At 65.5% G+C, this 24,651-nt stretch carries 19 protein-coding genes; 7 read left to right on the plus strand and 12 right to left on the minus strand.

The features are described 5' to 3' along the window. Window positions 1-4: 4 nt before the first annotated feature. The 10 genes from AC3WRR_RS10860 to tssB form a co-directional block, all read right to left on the minus strand. A complete protein-coding gene (locus tag AC3WRR_RS10860; protein WP_011617861.1) occupies window positions 5-391 on the minus strand; it encodes a DUF4280 domain-containing protein in 387 nt (128 codons plus the stop codon). A gap of 2 nt (window positions 392-393) precedes the next feature. After that, window positions 394-1,056 carry a toxin-antitoxin system YwqK family antitoxin gene (locus tag AC3WRR_RS10865; RefSeq protein ID WP_011617862.1) on the minus strand — a complete coding sequence of 221 codons (663 nt, stop codon included), beginning with the start codon at window positions 1,054-1,056 and terminating at the stop codon, window positions 394-396. Between the two features lie 58 nt (window positions 1,057-1,114). Next, on the minus strand, window positions 1,115-3,016 hold the full coding sequence (tssI, locus tag AC3WRR_RS10870; RefSeq protein WP_492296935.1) for a type VI secretion system tip protein TssI/VgrG: 1,902 nt from the start codon (window positions 3,014-3,016) through the stop codon (window positions 1,115-1,117). Between the two features lie 3 nt (window positions 3,017-3,019). Further along, window positions 3,020-5,740 carry a type VI secretion system ATPase TssH gene (gene tssH, locus AC3WRR_RS10875; protein WP_011617864.1) on the minus strand — a complete coding sequence of 907 codons (2,721 nt, stop codon included), beginning with the start codon at window positions 5,738-5,740 and terminating at the stop codon, window positions 3,020-3,022. An 11-nt stretch (window positions 5,741-5,751) separates the two neighbouring features. After that, window positions 5,752-6,798 (minus strand): type VI secretion system baseplate subunit TssG, encoded by a 1,047-nt coding sequence (gene tssG, locus AC3WRR_RS10880; RefSeq protein WP_010810731.1) that lies wholly within the window; start codon window positions 6,796-6,798, stop codon window positions 5,752-5,754. After that, complete coding sequence (tssF, locus tag AC3WRR_RS10885; protein ID WP_492296938.1) at window positions 6,753-8,528, minus strand: type VI secretion system baseplate subunit TssF; 1,776 nt, start codon at window positions 8,526-8,528, stop codon at window positions 6,753-6,755. Before tssF ends, tssG begins: the two co-directional genes overlap by 46 nt. Then, entirely contained in the window at window positions 8,521-8,976 is a 456-nt protein-coding gene (tssE, locus tag AC3WRR_RS10890; protein WP_011617866.1) for a type VI secretion system baseplate subunit TssE, read from the minus strand. Before tssE ends, tssF begins: the two co-directional genes overlap by 8 nt. Window positions 8,977-8,988: 12 nt before the next feature. Next, a complete protein-coding gene (locus tag AC3WRR_RS10895; RefSeq protein ID WP_010810734.1) occupies window positions 8,989-9,513 on the minus strand; it encodes an Hcp family type VI secretion system effector in 525 nt (174 codons plus the stop codon). Window positions 9,514-9,573: 60 nt separating this feature from the next. After that, window positions 9,574-11,085 carry a type VI secretion system contractile sheath large subunit gene (gene tssC, locus AC3WRR_RS10900; RefSeq protein ID WP_010810735.1) on the minus strand — a complete coding sequence of 504 codons (1,512 nt, stop codon included), beginning with the start codon at window positions 11,083-11,085 and terminating at the stop codon, window positions 9,574-9,576. A 63-nt stretch (window positions 11,086-11,148) separates the two neighbouring features. Beyond that, complete coding sequence (tssB, locus tag AC3WRR_RS10905; protein WP_492296941.1) at window positions 11,149-11,685, minus strand: type VI secretion system contractile sheath small subunit; 537 nt, start codon at window positions 11,683-11,685, stop codon at window positions 11,149-11,151. An 844-nt stretch (window positions 11,686-12,529) separates the two neighbouring features. Between tssB and AC3WRR_RS10910 the strand changes: the two genes are divergently transcribed. The 7 genes from AC3WRR_RS10910 to AC3WRR_RS10940 all read left to right on the plus strand — a co-directional run bounded on the left by AC3WRR_RS10910 (window position 12,530) and on the right by AC3WRR_RS10940 (window position 22,837). Further along, the gene (locus AC3WRR_RS10910) at window positions 12,530-13,195 is read left to right on the plus strand and encodes a LuxR C-terminal-related transcriptional regulator (RefSeq protein ID WP_231881469.1); all 666 of its coding nucleotides are present in this window, start codon (window positions 12,530-12,532) and stop codon (window positions 13,193-13,195) included. Between the two features lie 285 nt (window positions 13,196-13,480). Next, entirely contained in the window at window positions 13,481-13,837 is a 357-nt protein-coding gene (locus AC3WRR_RS10915; protein WP_492296943.1) for a hypothetical protein, read from the plus strand. A gap of 261 nt (window positions 13,838-14,098) precedes the next feature. Next, a complete protein-coding gene (locus AC3WRR_RS10920) occupies window positions 14,099-14,992 on the plus strand; it encodes a LysR family transcriptional regulator (RefSeq protein WP_439669440.1) in 894 nt (297 codons plus the stop codon). A gap of 204 nt (window positions 14,993-15,196) precedes the next feature. Further along, window positions 15,197-16,429, plus strand: coding sequence for a CaiB/BaiF CoA transferase family protein (locus AC3WRR_RS10925; protein ID WP_439669442.1), 1,233 nt, complete (start codon window positions 15,197-15,199; stop codon window positions 16,427-16,429). A 105-nt stretch (window positions 16,430-16,534) separates the two neighbouring features. Then, complete coding sequence (locus AC3WRR_RS10930) at window positions 16,535-17,512, plus strand: Bug family tripartite tricarboxylate transporter substrate binding protein (RefSeq protein ID WP_492296945.1); 978 nt, start codon at window positions 16,535-16,537, stop codon at window positions 17,510-17,512. Between the two features lie 421 nt (window positions 17,513-17,933). After that, window positions 17,934-21,662 carry a hydantoinase B/oxoprolinase family protein gene (locus tag AC3WRR_RS10935; RefSeq protein ID WP_492296947.1) on the plus strand — a complete coding sequence of 1,243 codons (3,729 nt, stop codon included), beginning with the start codon at window positions 17,934-17,936 and terminating at the stop codon, window positions 21,660-21,662. 197 nt (window positions 21,663-21,859) lie between these two features. Further along, entirely contained in the window at window positions 21,860-22,837 is a 978-nt protein-coding gene (locus AC3WRR_RS10940; protein ID WP_136227889.1) for a Bug family tripartite tricarboxylate transporter substrate binding protein, read from the plus strand. A gap of 62 nt (window positions 22,838-22,899) precedes the next feature. Here the strand turns inward: AC3WRR_RS10940 and AC3WRR_RS10945 are convergent, their stop codons facing one another. Then, a complete protein-coding gene (locus AC3WRR_RS10945) occupies window positions 22,900-23,625 on the minus strand; it encodes an aspartate/glutamate racemase family protein (protein ID WP_041688238.1) in 726 nt (241 codons plus the stop codon). A 2-nt stretch (window positions 23,626-23,627) separates the two neighbouring features. Further along, complete coding sequence (locus AC3WRR_RS10950; RefSeq protein WP_058697387.1) at window positions 23,628-24,647, minus strand: ABC transporter substrate-binding protein; 1,020 nt, start codon at window positions 24,645-24,647, stop codon at window positions 23,628-23,630. Window positions 24,648-24,651: the final 4 nt, after the last annotated feature.

Below are 24,651 nucleotides of genomic sequence, written 5' to 3' on the forward strand. Positions count from 1 at the left end.
GTCATCAGGGGGTCATCACGGTGGCCTGCGCCGGCGCGACGATCTGGATCACGCCGCCCCATGCGCACATCAGTTTCGAGCTGTCCTGCAGCGCCGGCGCGCCGCCGATCTGCACGGTCGGCGCGCCCGGCAGCCACGGCGCCGACGTCGCCGGCACGCAGGGCATCGGTGTCAGCACGCCCTGCGCCGCGGCGGTGGCCGCGGCCACCTGCGGGTTGCCCAGGCAGTTGCACATGCCGAAGGGCGGGATGTTCACCATCGGCAGGTGGTCCATCACGCTGGCCGCACCGGTGCCGGCCAGCACGCGGCCCAGCGGCAGCACGACCAGGCTGGACGGCGCCAGCCCGAAGCTGCACTGCATGGTCGCGCCCATGGTGACCTGCAAGGCCATGGCTAACCCCTCAGCCAGCGTTCGAGACGCTGTGCAAAGCCGGCGGGCACTGCCGCGCCCTCCTCGCCATCGGCGGGTGCGATCGCCTGCCAGTCGCCGCGGGGATTGCCGTCGGCGTAGCTGCGCACGGCGATGACCTCGCCTTCCGGGTCGAACCTGCGCGCCATGCCGTGCAGCAGGTCGTTGCGGTACGGCAGCGACTGCGCCAGCGTGCCGCCGGCGCCGTACTCACGGGTCTCGCCCTCGAGCCTGCCGGCGCGGTAGCGGCTGCGGCGCACCACCGCGCCCTCATGCGCATAGACGGCCTCGTCCTCGAGCCGGCCCTGCCGGTAGACGCAGCGCGCGGTCACCTCGCCGGACGGCGCGTAGCACACGCTCTCTCCCGCGAGCTGCCCGTCGGCGTACAGCTGGCGCGTCTCCAGCCGGCCGTTGCGGTAGGTGGCGCTGGTGCCGTGCAGGCGGCCGCCGGCATAATGCGCTTCGTATTCGAGGCTGCCATCGGCGGCATAGGCACGCAGCAGCCCCGCCAGTTCGCCATGTTCGTATTCGGCATCCAGGCGCAGCGAGCCATCCGGATGGAAGCACTCGAACCTGCCGTGGGGGCGCCCGCCGGCCAGCGGCACGCGCGACACCAGGCGGCCATCGCCGTCATAAGCTTCGGCCATGGCGGGTCCTGGATCGGGCGGCGTCGGGGCAGCTAAAGTCATGGCTCTGTTCCGCGGCTCAGTTCAGTTTCACCAGGGCGCCCTTGAGCTCGAGCATGCCGCCGCTTTCCACCGTCTGCGCGGCCGACGCATTCTGCCGGACCATCATGGCTTCGTTGCTCAGGGTGGTACCGGCCTTGCTGCTCAACGTGGTGCCGGCCTCGCACTGCAGCGAGGTTCCCGCCTTGAACGCGATCGATCCACCGACCTCGATCACCAGGTTGCCGGCCACCGTGAGCTTGTAGTTGCCGCCAACGTCGTGCGCAAACGCCGCGCCGCTGGTGTGGGTCTCGTCGCCGTCCGCCTTGACCTGGCGCGTGCCGCTCACCTTGTGTGTTTCATTGCCGGACCGCACTTCGAGCGCAAGGTCGCCGGCCTTGACCAGGTGCGATTCGCCGCCCGCCTCCACCATGGTGGACAAGGTGTCTGCCACCGAAACCGTCATGGCGCGCTGGGCGCGCAGGAACAGCTCCTCGGCACCAGCCTTGTCTTCCATGCGCAGCTCATTGCCGGCCGACCCGCCCTTCGATGCGCGCGAACGGATCACGCTCTGCGTCTGCATGGCGGGCAGCGGCACCGGTACGCCGGACTGGCCGTTGTAGACGCTGCCGGTCACCAGCGGCCGGTCCGGGTCGCCATCGACATAGCTGACCACCACCTCCTGCCCCATGCGCGGCAGGAACAGGTGGCCCCAGCCGGCGCCGGCCCAGGCCTGCGCCACGCGGACCCAGCATGAGCTGTCCTGGTTGGCGCCGGGCGCACGGTCCCAGTGGAACTTCAGCTTGATACGGCCATGCGCATCGGTCCAGATCTCTTCGCCCTGGGACCCGGCCACGGTCGCGGTGTGCGTGCCGGCGACCAGCGGCCGCGGCGTGCTGAGCGGCGCGCGGAATGGCACCGACAGCGGCAACACCGACACGGTATTGCCATAGGCATCACCGCTCCAGGCATGCTCCACCGCGCGCACCACGTAGGCGATATCGAGCGCGGGATCGACGTGGCCGTGCAGCGTGAAGCGGATGCCCGCGGCCAGGTGGTGGCACGCGCTCTCGCCCATGCCCGTCTGCGCCTGGGCCTGCTGCGCGCCGGCCCGGATCGCGGCCTTGCGGCTGGCGTCGGCGGCATCCTTGTGCCGGCCGGGAAACACGTACTGCTGCGCCACCGGCGCCGCGCCGGCCTGGGCGGTGCCCTGCGAGGTCCGGGCCTGCAGGTAGTCGTAGTCGGCCAGAACCTGCGTCGCGGCGCCAAGCTGGCGCGCCATGCCGAAGGCGAGCATCCGTGCCGCGCCGGCCTGCGGGCGCTCCATGTCGTGCATCGCCAGGTCGGCGCAGTGCGCGCCGGGCGGGTGGGCCGACGGGCTGTCGGCCAGCACCATGGTGTGCGCGCCGTCCGCGAACGTGAAGAAGTAGAAGATGCCTTCCTCCTCCATCAGCCGCGAGATGAAGTCGAACGGGCTTTCGTCGTACTGCACGCAGTACTCGCGCACCGGGTAGCGCGTTTCCGTGATGCGGGCCTCGAACGCCACGTCGAAGGACTGCAGCACGCGGCGGATGATCTGCGGCGCGGACAGGTTCTGGTAGATGGCGCGGTCGCGCCCGAGGGTCAGCAGCCACAGCCGCGGCGCCAGTTCCGCGGTGTAGAAGCCATGGTTGTGGTCGGCGCCGGCGTGGGCAAAGCGCGTGACGATGCCGTTCAGGTAGCGGGGCGCGCCGCCCGGGTGCTGCAGCGTGACGGTGAGGCGCTGGCCCACGATGCGGCCCGCGTCGAGCGCCTTGTCCGCCGAGCGCATGCGCAGGCTGAAGCGGAACAGCTCGGACAGCGCCTCGCGCCCGGCAAAGCCGTCGAGCAGCAGCACGTCGCCGCCAAACGGCGTGGCCAGGGTCGCGAAGCTGCCGGCCTGGGTGGCCTGTGTCGGGATCATGCGTCAGCACCCCGCTTGCGGCAGGAAGCGGAACGCCACCCCGCCGCCGGTGTCGAGCGAGAGATGCACGCCGCCGAACGGCTCCGAGATCGACAGCTGCTCCAGCACGCGCCGCGCCAGTTCCGGCAGCACCGACTGGGTCAGGATATGGTCGACATTGCGCGCGCCGCTGTCGACCTCGGTGCAGCGCTGCGTGATCGCCTGCGCCAGCGCCTCGTCCCAGCTCAGGCGCGCGTTGTGGTTGCGCGCAAAGCGCTGCGCCAGCCGCGCCAGCTTGAGGTCGACGATATTGCGGATCTGCGCATCGCCCAGGTGGTAGTACGGCACCAGCACCAGGCGCGCCAGGAACGCCGGGCTGAACTGCCTGAGCAGCGCCGGGCGCAGCTTCTCGACCAGTTCCTGCGGCGGCGGGCGCCGGCCGCCGCGCGAGGCCTCGGTGATCACGTCCTGCGCCGCGTTCGAGGTCAGCAGGATCACCGTGTTGCGGAAATCGATCGGCACGCCTTCGCCGTCTTCCATCACGCCCTTGTCGAAGACCTGGAAGAACAGCTCCAGCACGTCGGGATGCGCCTTCTCCATCTCGTCGAGCAGCACCACGCTGTACGGGCGGCGGCGCACCGCCTCGGTCAGCACGCCACCCCGGCCGTAACCGACATAGCCCGGCGGCGCGCCCTTCAGGCCCGACACGCTGTGGGCCTCCTGGAACTCCGACATGTTGACCGTGATCATGTTGCGTTCGCCGCCGTAGAGCAGGTCGGCCAGCGCATGCGCGGTCTCGGTCTTGCCGACGCCGCTCGGGCCGACCAGCAGGAACACGCCGACCGGCTTGCCCGGGTCATCGAGATCGGCGCGGAACGTGCGGATGCGGCGCGCGATCGCGTCGAGGGCCTCGTCCTGGCCCACCACGCGCTCGCCGAGCTTGTCCTGGAGGTACAGCACCGTGTGCAGTTCGTCGGCCAGCATGCGGCCGACCGGGACACCGGTCCATCCCGAAATGACCTCGGCCACTGCGGCCGAGTCCACGCATACCGGCACCATCGGCTCATCGTTCTGCACCGCCTCCAGGCCTTTTTCCAGGCGCGCGAGACTGGCGCCAAGCGACTCCGCGCTGTCGGCGTTGTCGTCGTCCTCATGCCTCGCCACACCGTCGGCACCGGCCTCGGCCTGGCTCTCCTTCTCGAGGAACGCCGCGATCCGGCGGCGCCAGGCCAGGATTTCCTCGACGGCCAGCTTCTCGGTGGCGAGCTTGTCGCTGAGCCGCGCGTGCTGCGCCCGGGCTTCGTCGCGCTGGCGCGTGACGGCAGCGATTTCGTCGGCGCGCCCGGTGCCGGTGGCCGCCTCATGGCGCAGGATGCGCAGCTGGTTCTCGGCGCTTTCGATCGAGCGCCCAAGCGCTTCGATCGCCTCGGGCACGCCGCTCTGCGCCGCCGCCACGCGGGCGCAGGCGGTGTCGAGCACGCTGATGGCCTTGTCGGGCAACTGCCGGCCCGAGACATAGCGGTGCGAAAGCTTGACCGCGTCGCGCACGGCGTCGTCGAGGATCTCCACGCCGTGGTGCGCTTCAAGCTTGCGCACCATGCCGCGCAGCATGTCCACGGCCGCGGCCTCGGCCGGCTCGTCCACCTTGACGATCTGGAAGCGGCGCGCGAGCGCTGGGTCGCGCTCGATGTACTTCTTGTACTCGGCCCAGGTGGTCGCGGCAATGGTGCGCAACTCGCCGCGCGCCAGCGCGGGCTTGAGCAGGTTGGCGGCATCGCCCTGCCCTTCGCTGCCGCCGGCGCCAATCAGCTGGTGCGCTTCGTCGATAAACAGGATCACCGGCACCGGCGAGGCCGCCACCTCGGCGATCACGGACTTGAGCCGGTTCTCGAACTCGCCCTTGACGCCGGCGCCGGCCTGCAGCAACGCCAGGTCCAGCGAGCGCACCGACACTTGGCGCAGCGCCGGCGGCACGTCGCCGGAGACGATGCGCTGGGCAAAGCCTTCGACCACCGCGGTCTTGCCCACGCCGGCCTCGCCGGTCAGGATCGGGTTGTTCTGGCGGCGGCGCAGCAGCACATCGATCAGTTGCCGGATTTCACTGTCGCGCCCGCGCACCGGATCGATCGCTCCCGCTCGCGCCAGCGCCGTCAGGTCGACAGTGAACTGCTCCAGCGCCGATGCCTGCCCGCTGCCGGGTCCGCGCTGCGGCATGCCGAACGCTGGCGTGGCCGCCGCTGCCGGGATTGCATCGGTTCCGGGCCCGCCGCCAACGGCGGATGCCCCCAGCAGCGCGGGCAGGGCCTCGCGCAGCGCCGCACGCGGAATCCGCAGCAGCGCCGGCGCCGATTCCAGCAGCATGCCGCGCAGGCTTTCCACCTCCAGCAGTGCCAGCAGCAGCGTGCCGGCGCGCACTTGCTGCTCGCCGAGCAGCATCGAACTGAGCAGCCAGGCCTCCTGGAACAGCGGCGAGAAGTTAGGCGACAGCGCCGGCGTGCGGCCGTTGCCGCGCTTGAAGCCGTCGATCGCCTTCTGCAGCTGCGACACCACCTGCGCGGGCGCCAGGTCGAAGTGCGCGAGGATCGCCTGCAGGTCCGTGGCGCCGCCTTCCAGCAATTGCAGCAGCAGGTGCTCGACGTCGACGCTGTAGTGCGTCTGCCGGACGCAAAGCTGGGCGGCCTGCTCCATCGCGTGCCGGCACTCGGGATTGAGGCGGCTGAGCAGCGTGCGGATATCGATGTCCATGTTTGTGCCGGTCAGGATGCGTGCGCTCGCAACGCCAGTTGCACCGGCGCGGGCCGTGCCTGGGCGCCGCCGGCCAGCCAGGCGGTCCAGCCCAGGCGCGCACCGAGCCCCAGCCCCGCGGGCTGGCGCGTGCCGAGATGGAGCGCGAGCCGCACATCGAGCGGTTGCGGCACATAGGCGCGCACCAGCGCCGCGACCAGCGCGTGGTCGCGCCCGCCGGGCAGCAAGGCCCGCAGGCGCTCGGCTCCGGGCACCTGCACATCAAGCCGGATGCCGGCGGCCTGGTCCCAGGTGCGCCGCCCCAGCACCGCACCGCCGCCGAGCGTGATACCCCCGGCTGCACCGCGTCCGCCGAGCCGCACGGCATCGCTGGCTTCAACCGGCAGCCAGCCGCCGAGACACTGCGTCCCGCTCACGCCCAGGCCGAGACGGTCCCCCAGCATGGCCAGCAACCCCGCCATCGAACGCGGCGCCGCGCCCAGCAGCCCGGCATGGCGCAGCCACGGTGCCGCGCCGGCGGGTGCATTGGCGGTTGAGGGCCCACGCTGCAAGCCGAGGTTGCTGAGCGCATCCAGGCACGCCGCCAGCGTGCCGCCGGTCGGGCGCTGGCCGCCCAGTGCGGGCGAGTGCTTGCGCCGGCCGCGATACAGGAAGGACAGGAAGCGGTGATTGAAGCTGTCGAGCAGGTCGCCCATCGCGGGGTCGCGCGCGGCGCGGCGTTCGAGCAGCATCTCGGTGTATGCGAGCGGCAGCGGCCCGCCTGCCCCCGCCAGCGACATCACGGGCGTCGTCAGCGTGAACGGGCGCCCGCCCCGGCCAGCGCCTTCAGCGGACGCGTGCACCGCGCCGATGTCGCGCGGCTGGAAGGCCAGCGAGACCAGTCCGCGCAGGCGCACCGCCTCCCCGGCGCCGTTGCCGCGGCCGACCGGCTGAGCCCCCGGCACCGCGCGTTCGATCAGGCTGATGGCCTGGAACAGGTCGAAGCCGGCCGGGTTGGACGCCAGGCGGTCGATCAAAGCAGCTGCTGGCTGCCCGTCATCGCGGGCCATTGCTTCCATATCTCGTCTCCGCGGCGCACGACCAGCCGCACGAAGGAATTGACTGAGGCATACAGCGCAAGGAAGCGCGCCAGCACCGCTCCCAGCAGCAGCGGCGAGCCGCCGACAAAGGCATCGGGATCGAACTCGATCGAGACCTCGGTGCCACGGCAGTAGCCGCGCCAGGCCTCGGTGCCCACGTGCGCGGCCGCGCCGCGCGCGCGCACGCTGCGGATGCCCCGCACCTGGTCCTGCTGGCGGTGGCCTTCGCCCGCGAACAGCCGCAGCATCTGCTGCACCTCATGGCGCCCGGTGCCACCGCCGGCCAGGGTGCCGTGGTGCAGCGTCAGCAGCGAGATCAGCGGCCACAAGGTCTCGCTGCCCATGGGCGGATTGCGCTGCACGGTCGGCTCATAGAGGCAGCGCACCTGCGCGTACTGCGACACATCCTCCAGCACCATGCGCGCGCCCACCGGCACCTGCTCCGCGAGCCGGCGATTGGTGCACAGCACGTTGGCGTACGCCACGGGTGCCGCCGGCAGGCGCTGCACGTTGCCCGCATCGATGAAGCTGAGATACATGTCGGTGCCGGACAGGTTGGCCCGCAAGGTCGGCTCGCGGCGCGCGTGCCAGAACAGCTCGCCTTCGGCCGGGTCGTCGGTGGCCGCCGCGAACGGCGGCACCGCCAGCGAGCGGTCGCTGGCCGGATCCGACAGCACCACCGACCGGATCGAATGGATCTCGGTCATCGCCTCGCGGCGCTGGTCTGCCACCAGCCGGTACTCATAGTGCCGGTGGTCAATCATGATGGGCTCGCTGGTCTGCGAGAACAGGTTGATCGCCGGCACGCAGCCAAGCCGGAACATGCCGGCATGCAGCCGGCCCAGCCCGGGTGCGCTGCGCTGCAGGCGCAGCACCACGTCGCAGCTGCGGCCCTTGCCGAGCCGGCCGGCGGGCAGGTCCAGGTCGAAGAAGTGAAACTTGCGCGCGAAGGCGAAGTACTCCTGCATCAGCCCGTAGGCCGGCTGCGCATGCGGCGGCTGCGGCAGCACGTTCTCGCCGGGGCCGTAGCCGGCCTCGCGCCACGCGCTGGCGGGCAGCCACGCCGGCGGGCCATCTGGCGGCTCGACGCTGACGCCGGCCACGCTGGTGACCAGCAGTTCATACAACGGCACGGTCACCATCCAGTCGCCGTGCAGATGGATGCGCAGCGTTCCCAGTTCGAGCTCGGAGAAATCGACGCCGTCGGCGCATTCAAGCGTCAGCCGCAGGCCGTTGTCATCGGTCATGCGCGCGTGCGTGACCGCCAGCGGCCACAGCGTCGTGTCCCACGCCGTGCGAAAGCGGCACATCTCGCCGCCCTCGGTGCATGCATGCAGGCCGGTGTGGCGCGGCACGGCGTAGCCGGCGGTCACCTTGCCCTGGGCCGCGTCGAGATCGAACTGCACCACCGTCATCGACGGCACCGGCTGCACCAGCGACGGGCACACGTTCTCCAGCAGCGCCGCGGCAACTTGCGGGAACATCTGGTCCAGGTCGCGATGCACGCGCGCCGCCAGGAAGGCGGTGGCTTCGATCAGGCGCTCGGTATGCGGGTCGAGCGATTCGGTGCCATGCAGCGCAATGCGCGCGGCCACGTTGGGATAGCGCTCGGCAAACGCGGCGCCTTCCGTGCGCAGGTAGGCAAGCTCGCGCTTGTAGTACGGCAGAATGCCGCCGTCGCCGGCACCGTCTGCGATGCCCTCAGCCATGATCGCCCCAGCGCGGGTCAGCGGCCTGGCCTGCCGCGGCGAGCTCGAATGCCACGCGCACCGGCGCGGCGCCCAGCGGCAACTCGCCGTCGATCACCAGGACCGGGCGCGGGGTGTCGCGCTCGGCAAAGCGTACGCGCGCCTGGCGCAGGCGCGGCTCGAACATCGCGATCGCATGCGCAACCAGCGCCGCAATCGCGTCGCAGTCCGGCACCGACTGGAACGAGCGGAAGGAGAAGTCCGGCACACCGTAGTCGAGCACGGTCCCGTCCGACTCCAGGAACTGCGCCGCCGTCAGCCGCGAGCGCGTATTGAGCAGCCGGGCAAGCTCGCGCGCCACCGACTGGCGCAGTGGCTCGCCCTGGAGCAACTGCGCCGAGGGGGCGTTCGCACCCGCCGACAGCCGCTCGAACAGCGGCATCGGCGACCCGGTGACGATGACGGACATGTGCAGCCCCGCTTACGCCGCCTTCTTCTGCGGCTCCGGCGGCGCGGACACCGCGCAGGCCATGTTCTCCACCAGGTCCCAGCCGAACGCCGCCGTGCCTTCCTTCTGCGCGTCGCCCTTCTGTTGCGTGAAGAACGCGGTGATGCGGGTGAAGTCGAGCGTGAACGTGTCGGAGGAATCGCCCATGCCGCCAGCGGTCTGGATGGACTCGACGATCGCGTCGCTCAGCGTGTAGGTCATCTCCGAGCGGAACGCACCGTCTTCGGTTCGTCCGATCTCGAGTTTCACATCGCCGAGCGACTTGCCGGCGGCGCACGCGGCGTACAGGCCGGGCGTGGCCTGGTCGGTCTTCTTTGACATCGTCATGCTCTGGAACTGCGCCTTGCCCGAGGTGCGCTTCGAGTTGGCCGGGTCATTGGTCACGGCCATCGCCACGCCGTGCGAGAACGAATAGATCTGGATGCGCTCGGCGGCACGGCCAGTCTGCTGCTTGTTGCTGCCCTTGATCTCGGGGATGTCGAGAATGATGGTGTCCATGGTGTCTGTGCTCTCTCAGTTCCGTTATGTCCGGGGATGCCGGGATGCGAGTCTGCCGGTCTACGCTGCCGCTGCCGGCAGGTCTGCAACCAGGCGGATCGATGCGGTCAGTTCTTCCATCTGGAAGTGCGGCTTCAGGAAACACGTGGCACGGTAGGCGCCGGGCTTGCCCGGCACCTCGGTCACGTCGACGCGCGCGGCGCTCAGCGGAAAGCGCGACTTGGCCTCCGGCGTCGCGGAGGGATTGAGCAGCACGTAGTCGGCGATCCAGTTGTTCAGGTAGCGCTCCACGTCCCCGCGCGTCTGGAAGCTGCCCACCTTGTCGCGCATGATCACCTTCAGGTAGTGCGCAAAGCGCGAAGCCGCCAGCACATACGGCAGTCGGGCAGACAACTGCGCGTTGGCGTTGGCCTGGTCCTTGTTGTAGACCTTGGGCTTGTTTGCCGTCTGGCTGCCAAAGAAGGTGGCGCTGTTCGAGCCCTTGGCGTTGACGATGGCGATGAAGCCCAGGTCGTTGAGCTCCTTCTCGCGGCGGTCGGTGATGGTGACCTCGGTCGGGCACTTGAGCGCGACGTCGCCTTCATCCGTCTTGTAGGTATGCGCAACCAGGCCGTCGACCTTGCCGCCGCCTTCAACGCCGCGGATGGCGGTCGACCAGTTGTACTTGGCATGCGCGTCGGTGATGCGCAGGCCCAGCTGGTAGGCCGAGTTGGCCCACAGGTACTTGCTGTGGTCGGTGCCGTCGACGTCTTCTTCGAAATTGAAGCTCTCGACCGGATTGGTCCTGGCGCCGTAAGGCAGGCGCGCCGCGTAGGACGGCAGCACCAGCGACACATAGCGCGAATCCTCGGTTTCGCGGAAGCCGCGCCACTGCGCCAGCTCCGCGCTCTCGAAGATCTTGGCCAGGTCGCGCGTCACGCCCAGCTCGGTGAAAGCGCGCAGGTCGAACAGGCTCGGCGCCGCGCTGGTGATGAACGGTGCATGGGCGGCGGCTGCCACCTTCGATATCCGCTCAAGCAGCGCCACGTCCTGCGGATGGCGGCCGAAGCTGTAGTCGCCGATCAGCAGCGTGTAGGGATGGCCGCCGAAGGTGCCGTACTCTTCTTCGTAGATCTTCTTGAACAGCACGCTCATGTCGTGGTCGACTGCGGTTTCAAGATCCTTCAGCAGCTCGGCCTTGGTCACGTTGAGCAGGCGCAGCTTCAGGCTGGTGCCGGTCTCGGTGCCGTAGACCATGTCGTGCAGGCCGGTCCACGCGCCTTCCAGCGCCTGGAACGCGGGGTCGTGCATGATCGCGTTGAGCTGGTCGCTCAGCAGGCGGTCGATCTCGGCCACGCGCTCGTTGATGGTTGCCACCAGGCTCTTGTCCGGGCTGGTGCGCATGCCCTCGTCAAGGATCTGCGAGGCCAGCTGGCCGATCAGCTTCCTGGCATAGCCGCTCTGCGACGGCTCCACCGCCATATTGCCTTCCTGCACGATACGGTCGAGCAGCGTCAGTTCACGCTCGGCTGCGGCCGTGGTGCTCCCCTTTGATTCGGCGCTCGCGTTGTCCGCTGCGGAGTTCTTTGCCATCTGGTTCACCCTTTGTGAATTCGTTGCGTCCTGCGGGCCTCGATGCCCGCGCCCGCCGCCGCGTCATGCCGGCGTGGCGTCTCCGGTTTCCGGCTGTGCCGCCGCGGCGCCGGAGTCGGCTTCGCTGCGCACCAGCTTGAGCTCATCGGCGTTGTTGACGATGCGCTCGAGCAGCACGTCGAGTTCGTCGTTGCCATCGAGCTTGCCGAGCAGGTCGCGCAGTTGCTGGCGTGCTTCCAGCAGCTTGGCCAGGCGCGGCACCTGCGCCACCAGGCTTTCGGGATGGAAGTCGCTGAACTTGTCGAAGCGCAGTTCGAGCTTGAGATTGGTGTCGCCCTTCATGGTGTCGGGCACGGACAACTCCAGGCGCGGCGCGATCTTGCCCATGATCCCGTCGAAGTTGTCGCGGTCGATCTCAATGAAGCGCCGTTCCTTGAGCTTGGGCGGCGGCACTGCCGGTTGCCCGGACAGGTCCGCCAGCAGGCCGACCACCATGGGCAGCTCGCGCTTCTCGACCGCGTCACCGACCTCTACGTCATATGAAATCTGGACCCGAGGCGGGCGATTTCGCCCTACCCACTTCTGCAGACTATTGGACATGGAACTCTCCGGAAGGACTCGAATGTGTCCGGTCAAATCATCGGTTTCGCACGGCAGCCCGTGCTGAAGGCAAAACCAGTCCCCCGGGCCGGCGCAACCGGTCCGAAAAAGGTCGAAGCGCATCGCGCCGCAGGGCCGGCATGGCGGCTGCGGAAGACGGATGCCCTCGCTGGCAAACCCACTTCTTGTTACCCGTTCCTACCTGGCGCAGTGCGCAGGCAGCAGGCTGCACGCGCTCGACCCCGCTGGTGGCTCTGCGCCAGCCGGCTCGCGCATGGCGTGCTGCGGCACGACGAAGGCACCTTGTCTTTGCGCGCCGTTCCATCGTTGACCCTTGCTGTGTTTCTAGTTGCGGCGCGCAAATTCAAGCGGAATTTAAGGTGACGGTGAGGTCGGGCACAATCCCTGAGAATTGGTATTTTGATCAGCAGGGCTACCGCCCGAGGTTGCGCCGCGCGGTATCGCAAACCTGCCTGGCTGGCCCCCAGCCTCATTCGGGGGAGATGGCTTGCCCCAACGCGGCAGCAGCCTCTGCCTGATTTCAGGTATAGGAAAAACCGCCTGATTGGGCTTTACTTCTACCCAAGGCCCAGCTGCATGCCATGTAATACCGTGGCATGCGCCGCTACCAAGGGTCAAACCAGAACGAGAAAGGGGTCAGCCATGTCAATCGCATACGACAGTTGCCGTATTGCATCACTGCGGGTCCGATGGTGAAATCAGCGCCGCTGATCATCTGAACTGCACCCGACCGGGCATGCAGCTCGCATCCCTGGTCGCACCAGCCCCCATGCCTTTCTCCATGCCAACGAACGCGACGCTCTCCGATAGCCGCCGAAACGTCATGCGTGGCCAACTGCTGCTGGTCGGGCACGAGAGCCCGATGCTGACGCGCCTTTGCGGGATCCTCACCGTGCTCGACTACGCGGCCGGCGCGCTCTCGTTCGCGGGCACCATCGCGCAGGCCTGCGCGCTGGTGGATCAGGGTCCGTTCGACATGGCGCTGGTCGACACCAGCCTGCCCGATGGCAGTGGCATCGAGCTGATCCGGTGCCTGCGCGAGCGTGCCCCGGATCTGCCCATCGTCGTGATTGCATCACCGGGCACGGACACGGAAATCGTCGGCGCGCTGATCGCCGGCGCCACCGGCTACCTGCTCAAGGAGCGCGACGACATCGAGCTGACGGTGTGCCTGCGGGGCGCGCTGCGCGGTGGCACGCCGATCGATCCGTCCATTGCCAAGCGGCTACTCACGACATTGGTACCCAAGGCCGCACCCGCCGAGACCAGGCTTTCACCGACGGGAAGCGTAAAGCCGCTGCTCAGCGCACGCGAGACCGAGATCCTCGTCTTCATCAACAAGGGGTCGACCAACCGCGAGATCGCCGACGCACTGTCACTGTCGCGGCTGACCATCGAGTCGCACGTCAAGAACATCTATAAGAAGCTGGCGGTCAAGACGCGCACGCAGGCTATCTTTGAAGCGCGTGCGTACGGCGTGCTGAACTGAGGCGCTAGCCCATCCCTGAGTTGGCGGCGCCGAAGCGGAGCGCCGTTCCTCGCTGCGCATGCTCGTGCCAACGGCATCTGGTTCGATCGCGCCATGCTATGACACATAATCTTGAATGTGCGCCAGCTAATGGCACAAATTGGATATTTGTGCCATGGCATGAGAAAATGACCACGGGGCCGTTTCCCTGGACAGGACAAGAGATCCGGCCTCGGATCTCACGAGGGTGCACATGAGCCGACAGTTGCGGTTATCAGCGCCGAGAACGCTGCGTTCTTCGAAGAGATGCGACGCAGCCTGGGCGCGTTCGAGGATAACTTCGAGACCTACCTCGAGGAATGCGTATGCTTCTCCGTGCGCTACCTCGACCGGCACAACGGTGGCTTCCACCACACCTATCTGGCGAAGGGCGCAACGTCGGAAGTCTTCACCTACATCCTCGAGAACATCGCGCCGATGTGGCGCGACTTGCTGGCAGAGCCGTATCAGCGCTATGCCGAGTGCCACGGCCCCTCCGTCGCTTCCCTGGACAGCGTCATCGCCCTGATCAGTCGGATCGGGCTTGCGTACTGCCTCGTCCCCACTGATGAGCGCGCGATTCGGGAGCAGTTGGCGACCCTCCGGCCAAACCATCGGCGATGACGGAAAGCGTCCGACGCCGCCGCGGCGGGCCCGGGGTGTTTCGTCGTTAGACGCGTCATCCGGCCTCGCACGCCGTCACTTCCCTGAACGCAGCTGCGCGAGGATCTTTCCTGCATGCCGACACGCTCTGATAGTCCGTTGTACCGGAGGGCCAACGCTACCGCCGCGCAAGATGTGCAATGATTCGCCAGACAGCCAGCGGCAAGCACATCCCTGAGGCTTCCGTTTTCTCATTCACCTGACGCTCAGGATTCTTCAATAATGTGGCAACCGGATCCCGTCACTCTTCGGCTCTTCATCGCGGTCTGTGAGGAAGGCAGCATCGCCCGTGCCAGCGAGCGAGAGGGCATGGCTGCGGCAGCAGTGAGCAAGCGTGTGGCCGATATTGAGCGCGCACTCGGCACGCAACTACTGATCCGCAGCTCACGTGGCGTGAACCCCACGCCGGCGGGAGACATCCTTCTTCGGCATGCCAGGCACCTGATGCAGGGTGTTGAACAAATGCAATCCGACCTGAGCGAGTTCTCCTCTGGAGTCCGGGGCCTGGTCCGGGTTCTTGCGAACATTTCCTCCATCGTTGAGTTTCTGCCTGAAGAGATCGCGTCCTTTCTGCAGACCCACGAGAACATTCACGTAGTTCTTGAGGAACGCGCAAGTTCGGAGATCGTCAGAGGCATTGCCGAGGGCAGCGCAGACATTGGCATCTGTCGTGACTTTGTGGCGGAACGGGAAGTAGAAATGCTGCCATTCCGCGCGGATCACTTCTGTGTCGTCGTGCATCGCAGCCACCCTCTGGCGAGCCGGAGCGAGGTATCTTTTGCGGACACGCTCGGCTACGAGCATATTGGCTTCGCACCCAACGTCGCCCTGCATGCGCTTACCCGCAGAGTTGCATATGAGAACAGGCGAACCATCAGGTATCGGGCCAATGTCACTACGTTCGACGCGGCGTGTCGGCTGATTCACCTAAATCTAGGCCTTGCCGTGCTGCCTGCAGAAGCGGTAGAAAAGTACCAGCCGCTCTACGATCTCTGCGTAATCAAGTTGATCGATGCGTGGGCGACACGAAAATTCGTCATTTGTGTTCGCCACGCCGACCAACTCTCTTCCGCTGCGAACCGATTTCTTGCGCATTTGACGCGAACACTGTCCTAGGGAAATCCCGGCAAGGTTACGGCAAGCGGGCCGCCGCCGGTTCGACCATCGCGTAGGACGATGGCTGCCATCGTCGGAATGGGATTGCTGCAGGCCCCCCGTGGAGGCAAGCTCTGACCCCTGAGCGTTTGTGGGAATTTGAGCTTGCCCCGGGCGGCGGCAGGGAGCAGTTCCCCAAAAGCTCGGCGCATTCGGAGCACATAAATGAGTAGCGCAAGCACTTCGGCAGCGCAACGTCTACCGCTGAGCGGAATTCGAGTCATTGAAATGACTCACATGGTCATGGGTCCGGCATGCGGACTGATCCTTGCTGATCTAGGGGCGGAGGTAATCAAGGTCGAACCACCCAAGGGTGACAGCACTCGCCGGTTACTGGGGGCAGGCGCAGGGTTCTTTCGGGCATTCAACCGAAACAAGAAGAGCATCGCAGTCGAGGTGAGCGAAAACAAGGACATGGAAGCCTTGCTGAAGCTGATTGACGGCGCCGACGTCTTTCTTGAGAACTTCAAGCCCGGGCGGATGAAGGCTCTCGGCCTGGACTATGAAACGCTTCGCAAGCGCAACCCGAAGCTGATCTATGTCTCGCACAAAGGCTTTCTTAGCGGACCATACGAGAAACGTCTCGCTCTCGACGAAGTTGTACAGATGATGGCGGGGCTAGCCTACATGACGGGCCCGGTCGGACGCCCTTTACGAGCTGGCAGTTCAGTCAATGACATTATGGGTGGCATGTTCGGCGCAATCGGCGTCCTGGCTGCCCTGTACGAACGCAACGCCACCGGCACAGGCAAGGAGGTTCAGTCCGGCCTGTTCGAGAACTGCGTCCTCCTGTCTGCGCAGCATATGCAGCAGTACGCCGTGACCGGACAACCTGCGGCCCCGATGCCGGCACGGATCAGTGCCTGGGCAGTCTACGATGTGTTCCAGCTGGCGGACGGTCACCAGATGTTTATTGCCGCCACGGGAGACGCCCAGTGGCGGACGCTTTGCCACATCATCGGCAGGAACGATCTCCTTGAGGACCAGCGCCTGCTTTCCAACAACGACAGGGTACTGGCAAGAGATTGGCTGTTGCCGACGCTTGGAGAAACGCTGAAGGCCTTCCGTGCCGAAATGCTGACGGCTGCTTTTGAAGCAGGCAACGTACCGTTTGCTGAGATCACCCGTCCCGAAGAGCTCTTCGACGACCCGCATCTCAAAGAGAGTGGCGGGCTGGCGAAGCTTCAGGTCGATGACGGCAGCACCACCGAAGTTCCCCTGCTGCCGTTCTCGCTGGATGGCGCACGGCTACAGCCTCGCATGCCAATCGCGCGCATTGGCGAGCACACCCGTGAGGTTCTGGAATCTGCCGGTTGTGCCGCAAGCGACGTGGATGCCATCGTGGCCAAGCACCGCGGGCCCGGGCTCGCCCAACCGGCAGCTGCCCATATGGATTGACCCTGCCGCCACGTGATACCCAGCGTGGTGACGCAATCCATTCGTGACCGTAGAAGTCTGGCGACGTTCAGGCTGGTTCAGAGATATCGAGAACAGGAGACAAGGATGAAGAAGGGAATGACTGCAGCGTTTCTGCTCATGTGTGGCGTGATGGCGGGAACTTCCGCGGCCCATGCAGAAACAACATGGCCAACCAAGCCAATCCGGTTGGTTATCCCTTTTCCGCCTGGTGGCGGCACGGACATCCTGTCTCGCATCGTCGCAAACGAGGTGTCTCAGAACACCAAGTGGACGTTCGTCCCAGACAACAAGCCTGGTGCCGGCGGGACAATCGGTATATCCGATGTGGTCAAGGCCGCCCCGACTGGATACGACATCGTGATGGGGCAGAAGGACAATGTCGTGGTCGCGCCATGGGTGAACAAAGCCGTGACCTACGACCCGCGCAAGGATCTCGTGGCGATCGCTCATGTCGCCTACGTCCCCCTGGTTATCGTCACGCCTAAGAATTCGCCTTACAAATCGTTCCAGGATCTGGTGACGGCCGCCCGGAAATCACCTGGCACGGTCACATACGCGTCGCCGGGCAACGGCACCACAGCCCATCTTGCCGCCGAGATCATTGGCCATGCCGCCGGCATCAAGCTCTTGCATGTCCCCTACAAAGGCTCCAACGCTGCGCTGGTCGACACCATGGCCGGGAATGTGAACATCATGATCTCGTCAGTCCCATCGGCCCTGGCGCAGATCAAGTCGGGCAAGGTGCGGGCCATGGCCGTCACCTCAGCGACGCGTAGTTCCGCCTTGCCCGAAGTACCCACCGTCGCCGAGAGCGGGTACAAGCAGGTTGACGTCAGTTCCTGGTATGGACTCTTCGCCCCTGCGAAGACACCGAAGGACGTTGTGGAACGCATTGGCGTGGAAGTGAACAAGGCAATGGCCAAGCCAGCCGTCATCCATAACATCAACGAACAGGGCGCGGAAGCGAAGTCCATGTCCGCAGCAGAATTCTCCCAGCTTGTGCAAAGCGACTATCTGAAGTGGAAGGACATCGTAAAGGCGTCCGGAGCCACTGTCGAATGAGCAGGATCGGCCAAGCCGTACGCATGCCATAGCAGATCTTCACGGGAAACCGGCACGGTCGAAAGAACTCGCGCGCTCCAGCCGCGCTGAGGGGCACCTGGTTGCGCGCAGCCCTCTGCAGCGAGCGATGAAAGACCGTCCAAGGGCTCACTTCCGCCTTTGGCATGGCTGGCCGGTACCCGGCCCTGAGCAGAGCAGCCATGATATGGCTCCACCGGGCAGACATGCTGGATACGGCACTCCCAGTACGTTAGTTCCGCAATCCTCAATGTTCCGCCGAATCAATACTCCTCCGGCAAACCTCGGTTCATACAATGATCGGCAATGCATTGTATTGATCAAGTAACGGTACGCCGAGGCTATATCTCCCGTCTCAATCGAGAAATACCTCCGTACGTCACGGCGAGGAGTATTTCAAGAAATGGCCAGGCTGGGTATAGACATTGGCGGTACGTTCACCGATTTCGCACTTGAGGTTTTTCACGATGGTGCCGTGCGTCACCACTTCCTCAAGGTACTTACAACGCCCCACGCACCAGAAGTTGCAGTTGTGGAAGGCACCCGCCAGATACTGGCTGCAGCGGGCCTTCAGCCGGCTGATGTCAAGACCCTCGTGCACGGCACCACATTGGCGACCAATGCGGTTATCGAGCGTCGTGGCGCACGCATCGCGTTCCTTACCACAGAGGGATTCCGCGACACCCTGGAAATGGGCAACGAAAGCCGGTACGACCATTATGACCTCTATGTGGAAAAGCCAGAGCCGCTCGTCCCACGTTGCCTGCGGCTGACGGTGCGGGAGCGCCTGGCGTCAGATGGCAAGATCCTGCTTCCCCTGGATGAGGAGGGCTTGCGAGAACTATTGCCGACGCTTGATGCAGCAAAGGTGGAAGCTGTCGCGATTGGGTTCATGCATAGCTTTGCCAATCCGGAACACGAACGTCGGGCCGCGGAACTACTGCGCGCATGGCGTCCCGGGATACGCGTTTCCCTCTCCTGCGAAGTCGCGCCTGAAATCCGCGAGTACGAACGCTTTGCCACGGTTTGCGCGAACGCCTACGTCCAGCCCGTCATGGCGGGATACCTGGAGCGCCTTGAGCGCGAAATGGAGACTCTTGGCATCGCCGCGCCATTGATGCTGATGCTCTCCAATGGCGGCTTGTGTGAAGCCGAAGTAGCGCGACGCTTTCCGGTGCGCTTGCTCGAATCAGGGCCGGCAGGCGGAGCCATTCTCGCCGCCCATGTTGCGCGAACGCTCAAGCTGGATCGTGCGCTGCTCGTCGACATTGGCGGGACGACAGCGAAGCTCTGCTTTATCGATAATGGCGTGCCCCAGACTGCGCGCTCAATGGAAGTCGCGCGTATCGCCCGTTTCAAGGCCGGAAGCGGCATTCCGCTGCGCTTCCCGGTCATCGAACTGGCTGAAATCGGCGCCGGTGGCGGCTCCATTGCACACCGGGACACGCTCGGTCGGCTGCAGGTGGGACCTGAAAGTGCCAGTTCGGTGCCAGGGCCGGCTTGCTATGGCCGAGGCGGCACAGCACCCACGGTCACGGACGCGCACCTGCTGCTGGGCAGAATCGACCCCGACGAATTCGGCGGCGGCAAGATGAAGCTCGATCGAGGCGCGGCCCAGCGTGCGTATGAACGGCTGGGCGACGCGCTCGGCATGTCGGCCCAGGATGCCGCCTGGAGCGTCTGTGAAATTGTCGATGAGAACATGGCGAGCGCAGTGCGCGAACACGCGGTGGAAGTCGGCAAAGGGCTGGATGGCCGAACGCTGATCGCTATTGGCGGCATGGCCCCGCTCCATGGGGCTCGACTCGCCGCCAAACTCGGGCTGGACCATGTGATCGTCCCTGTCGGGGCAGGTGTGGGCTCGGCCTTGGGCTTTCTCCGGGCGCCTGTCTCTTTCGAAGCCACCCGCAGCGTCCTTCTTTGCACGGCGCAGTTCGATCCCGATTCGGCCAATGCCATCGCCGATGCCCTCATCGCAGACCTGCGCCAGCTGGTTCGCCGAGCTGCCTCGACGCAACCCATGACAGAGCAGCGCATGGCCTGGATGCGCTACCATGGCCAGGGCCACGAGATTCGTGTCCAGTTGCCGTCCCGGCGGTTCCAGGCTGGTGACGGCGAATCCCTGAGGCAGGCCTTTGAGGCGGCCTACCACGCATCCTACGGCCGCACGGTCGAAGCGGGGCAGGTCGAGATCCTCGGCTGGACCATCCGCGTTGAAGCCTCGGAGGTCCAGGCGACCCCCGCTCCGATGCCTGGGCACCCACCCGCCGCCAGGTCGATGGGAGCGGCGTCTCCCGGATTCCGCGATGCCTTCGACCAGGGCGCGAGAACCTGGGAAAGCTACGCGGTTCATCGCATCGCGGAACTCGAGCGGACGGATCCCCTACCGGCGCCGGCTCTGCTTGCGACAAACGAAACAACGGTCGTGGTCCCGCTGGGCTTTACCTTTGCATTGGGGTCGACTGGCGAACTCCAGCTCCTGCGCAATCAGGATCTGGGTGCCCAGGGCACTACTGTCGCCTCGGCCGCAATGCCTGCCAGTATCCGCCTGCAAGTCCTGTGGGACCGACTCAATGCCCTGGTTGAAGAGCAGGCACGCACCATGATGCGGACCGCATTCTCGCCGACCGTACGGGAAGCCGGCGACCTGGCAGCCGGACTCTTCGATTTGCAGGGACGCCTTGTCGTTCAGGCGGTTACCGGAACACCAGGCCACGTGAACTCCCTTGCCGCATGCACGGTGCACTTCCTGAAGAAGTACCCGCTCGCGGAGATGAGCGAAGGCGACCATTTCATTACCAATGACCCGTGGCTTGCCTCGGGGCACCTGCACGACATTACTGTGTTGTCTCCGGTATTTCAGGCTGGCCGGCCCATCGGCTTCTTTGCCTGCACCTGCCATCAGGTCGACATCGGCGGCCTTGGCATGGGGCCGGATGCAAAATCGGTATATGAAGAAGGCCTTCAGATTCCAATGCTCAAGCTGGCGCGAAAAGGCCAGCTGAATGAAGACCTTCTGGAGATGGTGCGAGTCAATGTGCGTCAACCCGAGGCAGTGATTGGCGACATCCTTTCCTACGTCACCGCCAACGAGAGCAGCGGCAGGCGATTGGTGGCAACGCTGGATGAGCTGGGTGAAGCGGGACTGGAAAGGATAAGCGCCTTTGTTTGCGAGCGCTCCGCCGCCGGCATGCGCGCAGCGATAGAGAAACTGCCGCGTGGTACGTTTCACCACAGCATGGAGCTCGATGGCTACGATACTCCAGTGCATATCGAGTGCCAGGTCACAATTGCCGAGGATGGCGTTTCAGTGACCTTCGATGGCACTTCCGGCGCCAGTCAGCGTGGCATCAATCTGGTTCTGAATTACACGCGGGCCTATGCCTCCTTTGGGGTCCGGGCGGCGGTCGCGCCTTCCGTTCCCAACAATGCCGGTTCGCTTGCGCTGGTCGAGGTCAATGCCCCGGTGGGCTCGATTCTCAATGTGGAGCGCCCGGCCCCGGTCTGCGCACGACATATCATCGGGCAGTTCCTGCCGGAAGTCGTTCTGGGCGCGCTTGCCGCTGCGATGCCTGACCGCGTGCCGGCAGAGGGTGCGGCATGCAACTGGGGCCTCCAGTTGCGTGGGCAGGGTACCAGCGAGCAACCGCAGGGATTCGAAATCCTGTTCTTCAACTCCGGCGGATCAGGTGCGCGTCCGAACAGCGACGGGCTCTCCGCAACTTGCTTCCCAAGCGGCATCCGTTCCATCCCAGTGGAAATCTGCGAAAGCGTTGCTCCCATCGTCATATGGAAAAAGGAATTGCTGCCCGGATCGGGAGGCGCCGGCAAATGGCGAGGCGGCCTGGGTCAGCGCGTGGAAGTGTCCACCCGTGACGGCACTTCATTCCAGTTCTTCGGTCTCTTTGACCGTGTGCGCAACCCCGCGAGAGGCCGCAATGGCGGCATGGACGGGGCACCGGGATGGGTTGGCCTCACCACCGGCGAGACCCTCAAGTCGTTAGGCTTGCAGACGGTTCCCTCCGGCGAAGTGTTGCGCATCGACGTTCCCGGCGGGGCGGGCTTTGGCTGCGCCGAAGCGCGCGACAGCGACGCGCGCCACCGCGACTCGGAAATGGGGTACGTGGCATGAAAAGCGGCGCGGTGATAAGCACCCGAGGCGGCTGGCAAAGGCTTGCGCCGGCAACAGCGCCGCGCCCGACCAGCCCGTCCTTCAAGCGCCTTTTCGCAATCTGAACCCGTTTCCTCATGAAACGGGTTCCAAATCAACTTTGCCTCCATTGGAGGCAAAGTGCAGCCTGAGACTAATTCCTAACCACATCAACTCCCATGAAACCATTCATCGCTTCGTTGGCACGCTGTCTTGTGGTGTTACCCATGGCGCTCGCTGCACAGACCGGTATGGCGCAGGAGGGTCCTGTCAGGATCCTCGTCGGTTTCCCGCCGGGCGGCGTGACCGACGTCGTTGCTCGCCTGCTGGCCAAAGGCATGCAGGCAGAAATCGCGAGACCAGTCATTGTGGAAAATCGTCCAGGAGCCGGCGGTCAAATCGCGGCACAAGTCCTCAAATCCGCCCGCCCCGACGGCAATACACTGTTCCTGACCAACAGTCATACCACTGCCATGATTCCCTTTACGAATCTCCATCCGGGATTTGACCCCCAGAAGGACTTCGTTCCAGTTGGCCTGGTAGGGACGATGCCGAACTTCTTCGTCGTGAATCCGGAAATGGTAGGGCCCGAAGTCGACAGCCTGAAGGCCTTTTCTCAATGGGCAAGAGCAAAGGCCGGCCGGGGCAACGTCGGCGTTCCCGCACCGGCGAGCGCGCCGGAGTTTTCCATCTCGCTGCTGAACAAGGCCTTCGACGCGGACCTCAAGGCCGTTGCCTACAAGGGAGATGCGCCGATGGTGCAGGACCTGCTGGCAGGACAGATTCCCGCGGGGATCTGCGCAATGGCCGCCGCGCTGCCTCACGTCCGCGCCGGCAAGCTCAAGCTTCTGGCTGTCGATGGACCGGAACGGCTGCCTGGCTTTGACGTCCCCACCTACGCCGAGCGCGGGGTCAACGGCCTGAGCGATGCCATGACAATCGGCATCGTCGCGCCGGCCGGCATCGCGCCGGCGCTGGTGACAAAGTACAACACAGCCATCAACAAGGTCGTCGGATCGAGGGCCTTCCAGGATCGGGTTGCCGAATCCGGCATCATCGCCAGCACTGGCACTCCGGATGACATGGCGCGCGTTACGGAAGGCAGCAGGAAGGCCAATGCCCAGTTGGTGAAAGCGGCCGGATACCAGCCGCAGTAACGGCTCTGCGGCAGACTGTCAGTATCAGTCTGCCGCAGCATCGCCGGGGTCAGGACATGGCGTCAATCGTAGCAGGCAGGGCTCACGCTCGCGTGCAGCCAGTGGACCAGTGTTACCGCATCGAAAATCGGCAATCCGGTGGCCTCGCGGAGGGCCCTGGAATGTCGCGGGAAATTGGCACACTCGCAGACGATAGCGCCCACATCGGGGTGCCGCTGCAGCAGGCGCCGCGCTGCCGCAGCCACTTCCTGGCGATGAGCCGGTCCATCTACCCGCAGCCGGTTCTCGCGATGGTCGCGAAGCAATGTACTGCTTTCATCGAGCGCTTCGACTGGCAGGTCGGGCGGCACGCCGATCGCACGAAACAGTTCACCGGTGAGCCCCGCTCGTGTTGCCGCCAGGATCCCGACGCGGCGTCCTGCCGGCAGGAGTTGCTGCACCATCGGGATCTGCAGAAGGCTGGAGGTAGCGACCGGAACGGCACAGCTTGCCGCCAGTCGGGATTGCAGCGGCGCCAAAAAGCCGCAACTGGTGGCAATCGCATCAACCCCGGTAGCCACCAGCTCCCTTGCACCGGCCACCAGAGCTGCCAGCATCCCCTCGGTGTCGCCGCGGGCTGCCGCCGCCGCATCGGCGCCGCGCATGACCGCATACTGGACCGGAAATGGCCAGGTTGCGGCATGCCCGACGTCGCCGGGCAGCCGCTCGAACCCCGTGTCGAGCATCAGGATGCCAATCGAAACACCGTGTACGGTGCGTGACCGCCGTCCGGCGTCGTAGGCATCCATGGTCAATCAACGAAGCAATTGCATGACTCCATGCTCGCAGGAATCGGCCGTCCCAGCTGCGTGAGCTTCTTTCGGCTGATTAATGTCGTGTAGTCCTGGGGGCCCGGCTTGACGGGCGCCAGCTCAGAGGGCCGCTTGCCATCCAGGATCTTTGCTGCCAGTTGGGCTGCCTGCGCACCCTGCGCTGCATACGAGGCGGAGTAAGCGACTGCCACCACCCCGCTTTTCTTGATGAGTTCTGTCTCCGCGCTCAGGATAGGAATCTTGTAGCGGTCGGTAACGGAGGCCACGGCCGGCATGGACGACTGCACGAGATTAGAGCCGATGGCATAGACGAAATCGACGTCCGACAGCATCTGCGTCCGCTGCGGCACGTCCATCGAGGCATCGACACTAATACTACGCAGGGTCAAGCCTTGCCGCGCCGACGCCGCTTCGATCGCCTTGATTGCCACCACATCGTTTGCCTCCCCTGGGGAGTACAGCACGCCGAACCGCCTGGCGCCGGGGAACATGCGCTTTGCGAAGCTCAGCACGGCGTCATAGTCCATTGCACTGGCCGATCCGACGAAGCGCGCGCTACCCTGGCGCCAGTTGGGCACGAGACCAGCCGCCACCGGATCGCTGATCAGACAGAACACCATCGGCAGAGACTTGTCCGTGATACTCGACAGCGCTGCCTGGGAAACCGGGGTTGTGACTGTCAGGATCACCGCCGGCCTCTTCGCCTCGATCTGCCCGAGGATCTGGGGGATCATCGCGGGCGTGAAATTCGCGTCGCTGTAGACGTACGTGGTGTTCCTTCCTTCCACGTAGCCATGCTTGCGCATTTCCTCCTTGAAGCCGGAAACGCTCTGATCCAGCGCGGGATGCGGACCAAAGTTGGCGATGCCGATAACGGTATTGCCTTGGGGGCCGCCTTTCGCGGCCGTCTCGGCCGCGCCACTGGGCGCGGCCAGCGTGGCAGCCGCCAGCGCCAGGCCCGCCATGGCGACGCCCGCCGTCTTGAATCTTGTCAACATGATC

The sequence above is a fragment of the Cupriavidus sp. FW305-3-2-15-C-LB2 genome (assembly GCF_058787575.1).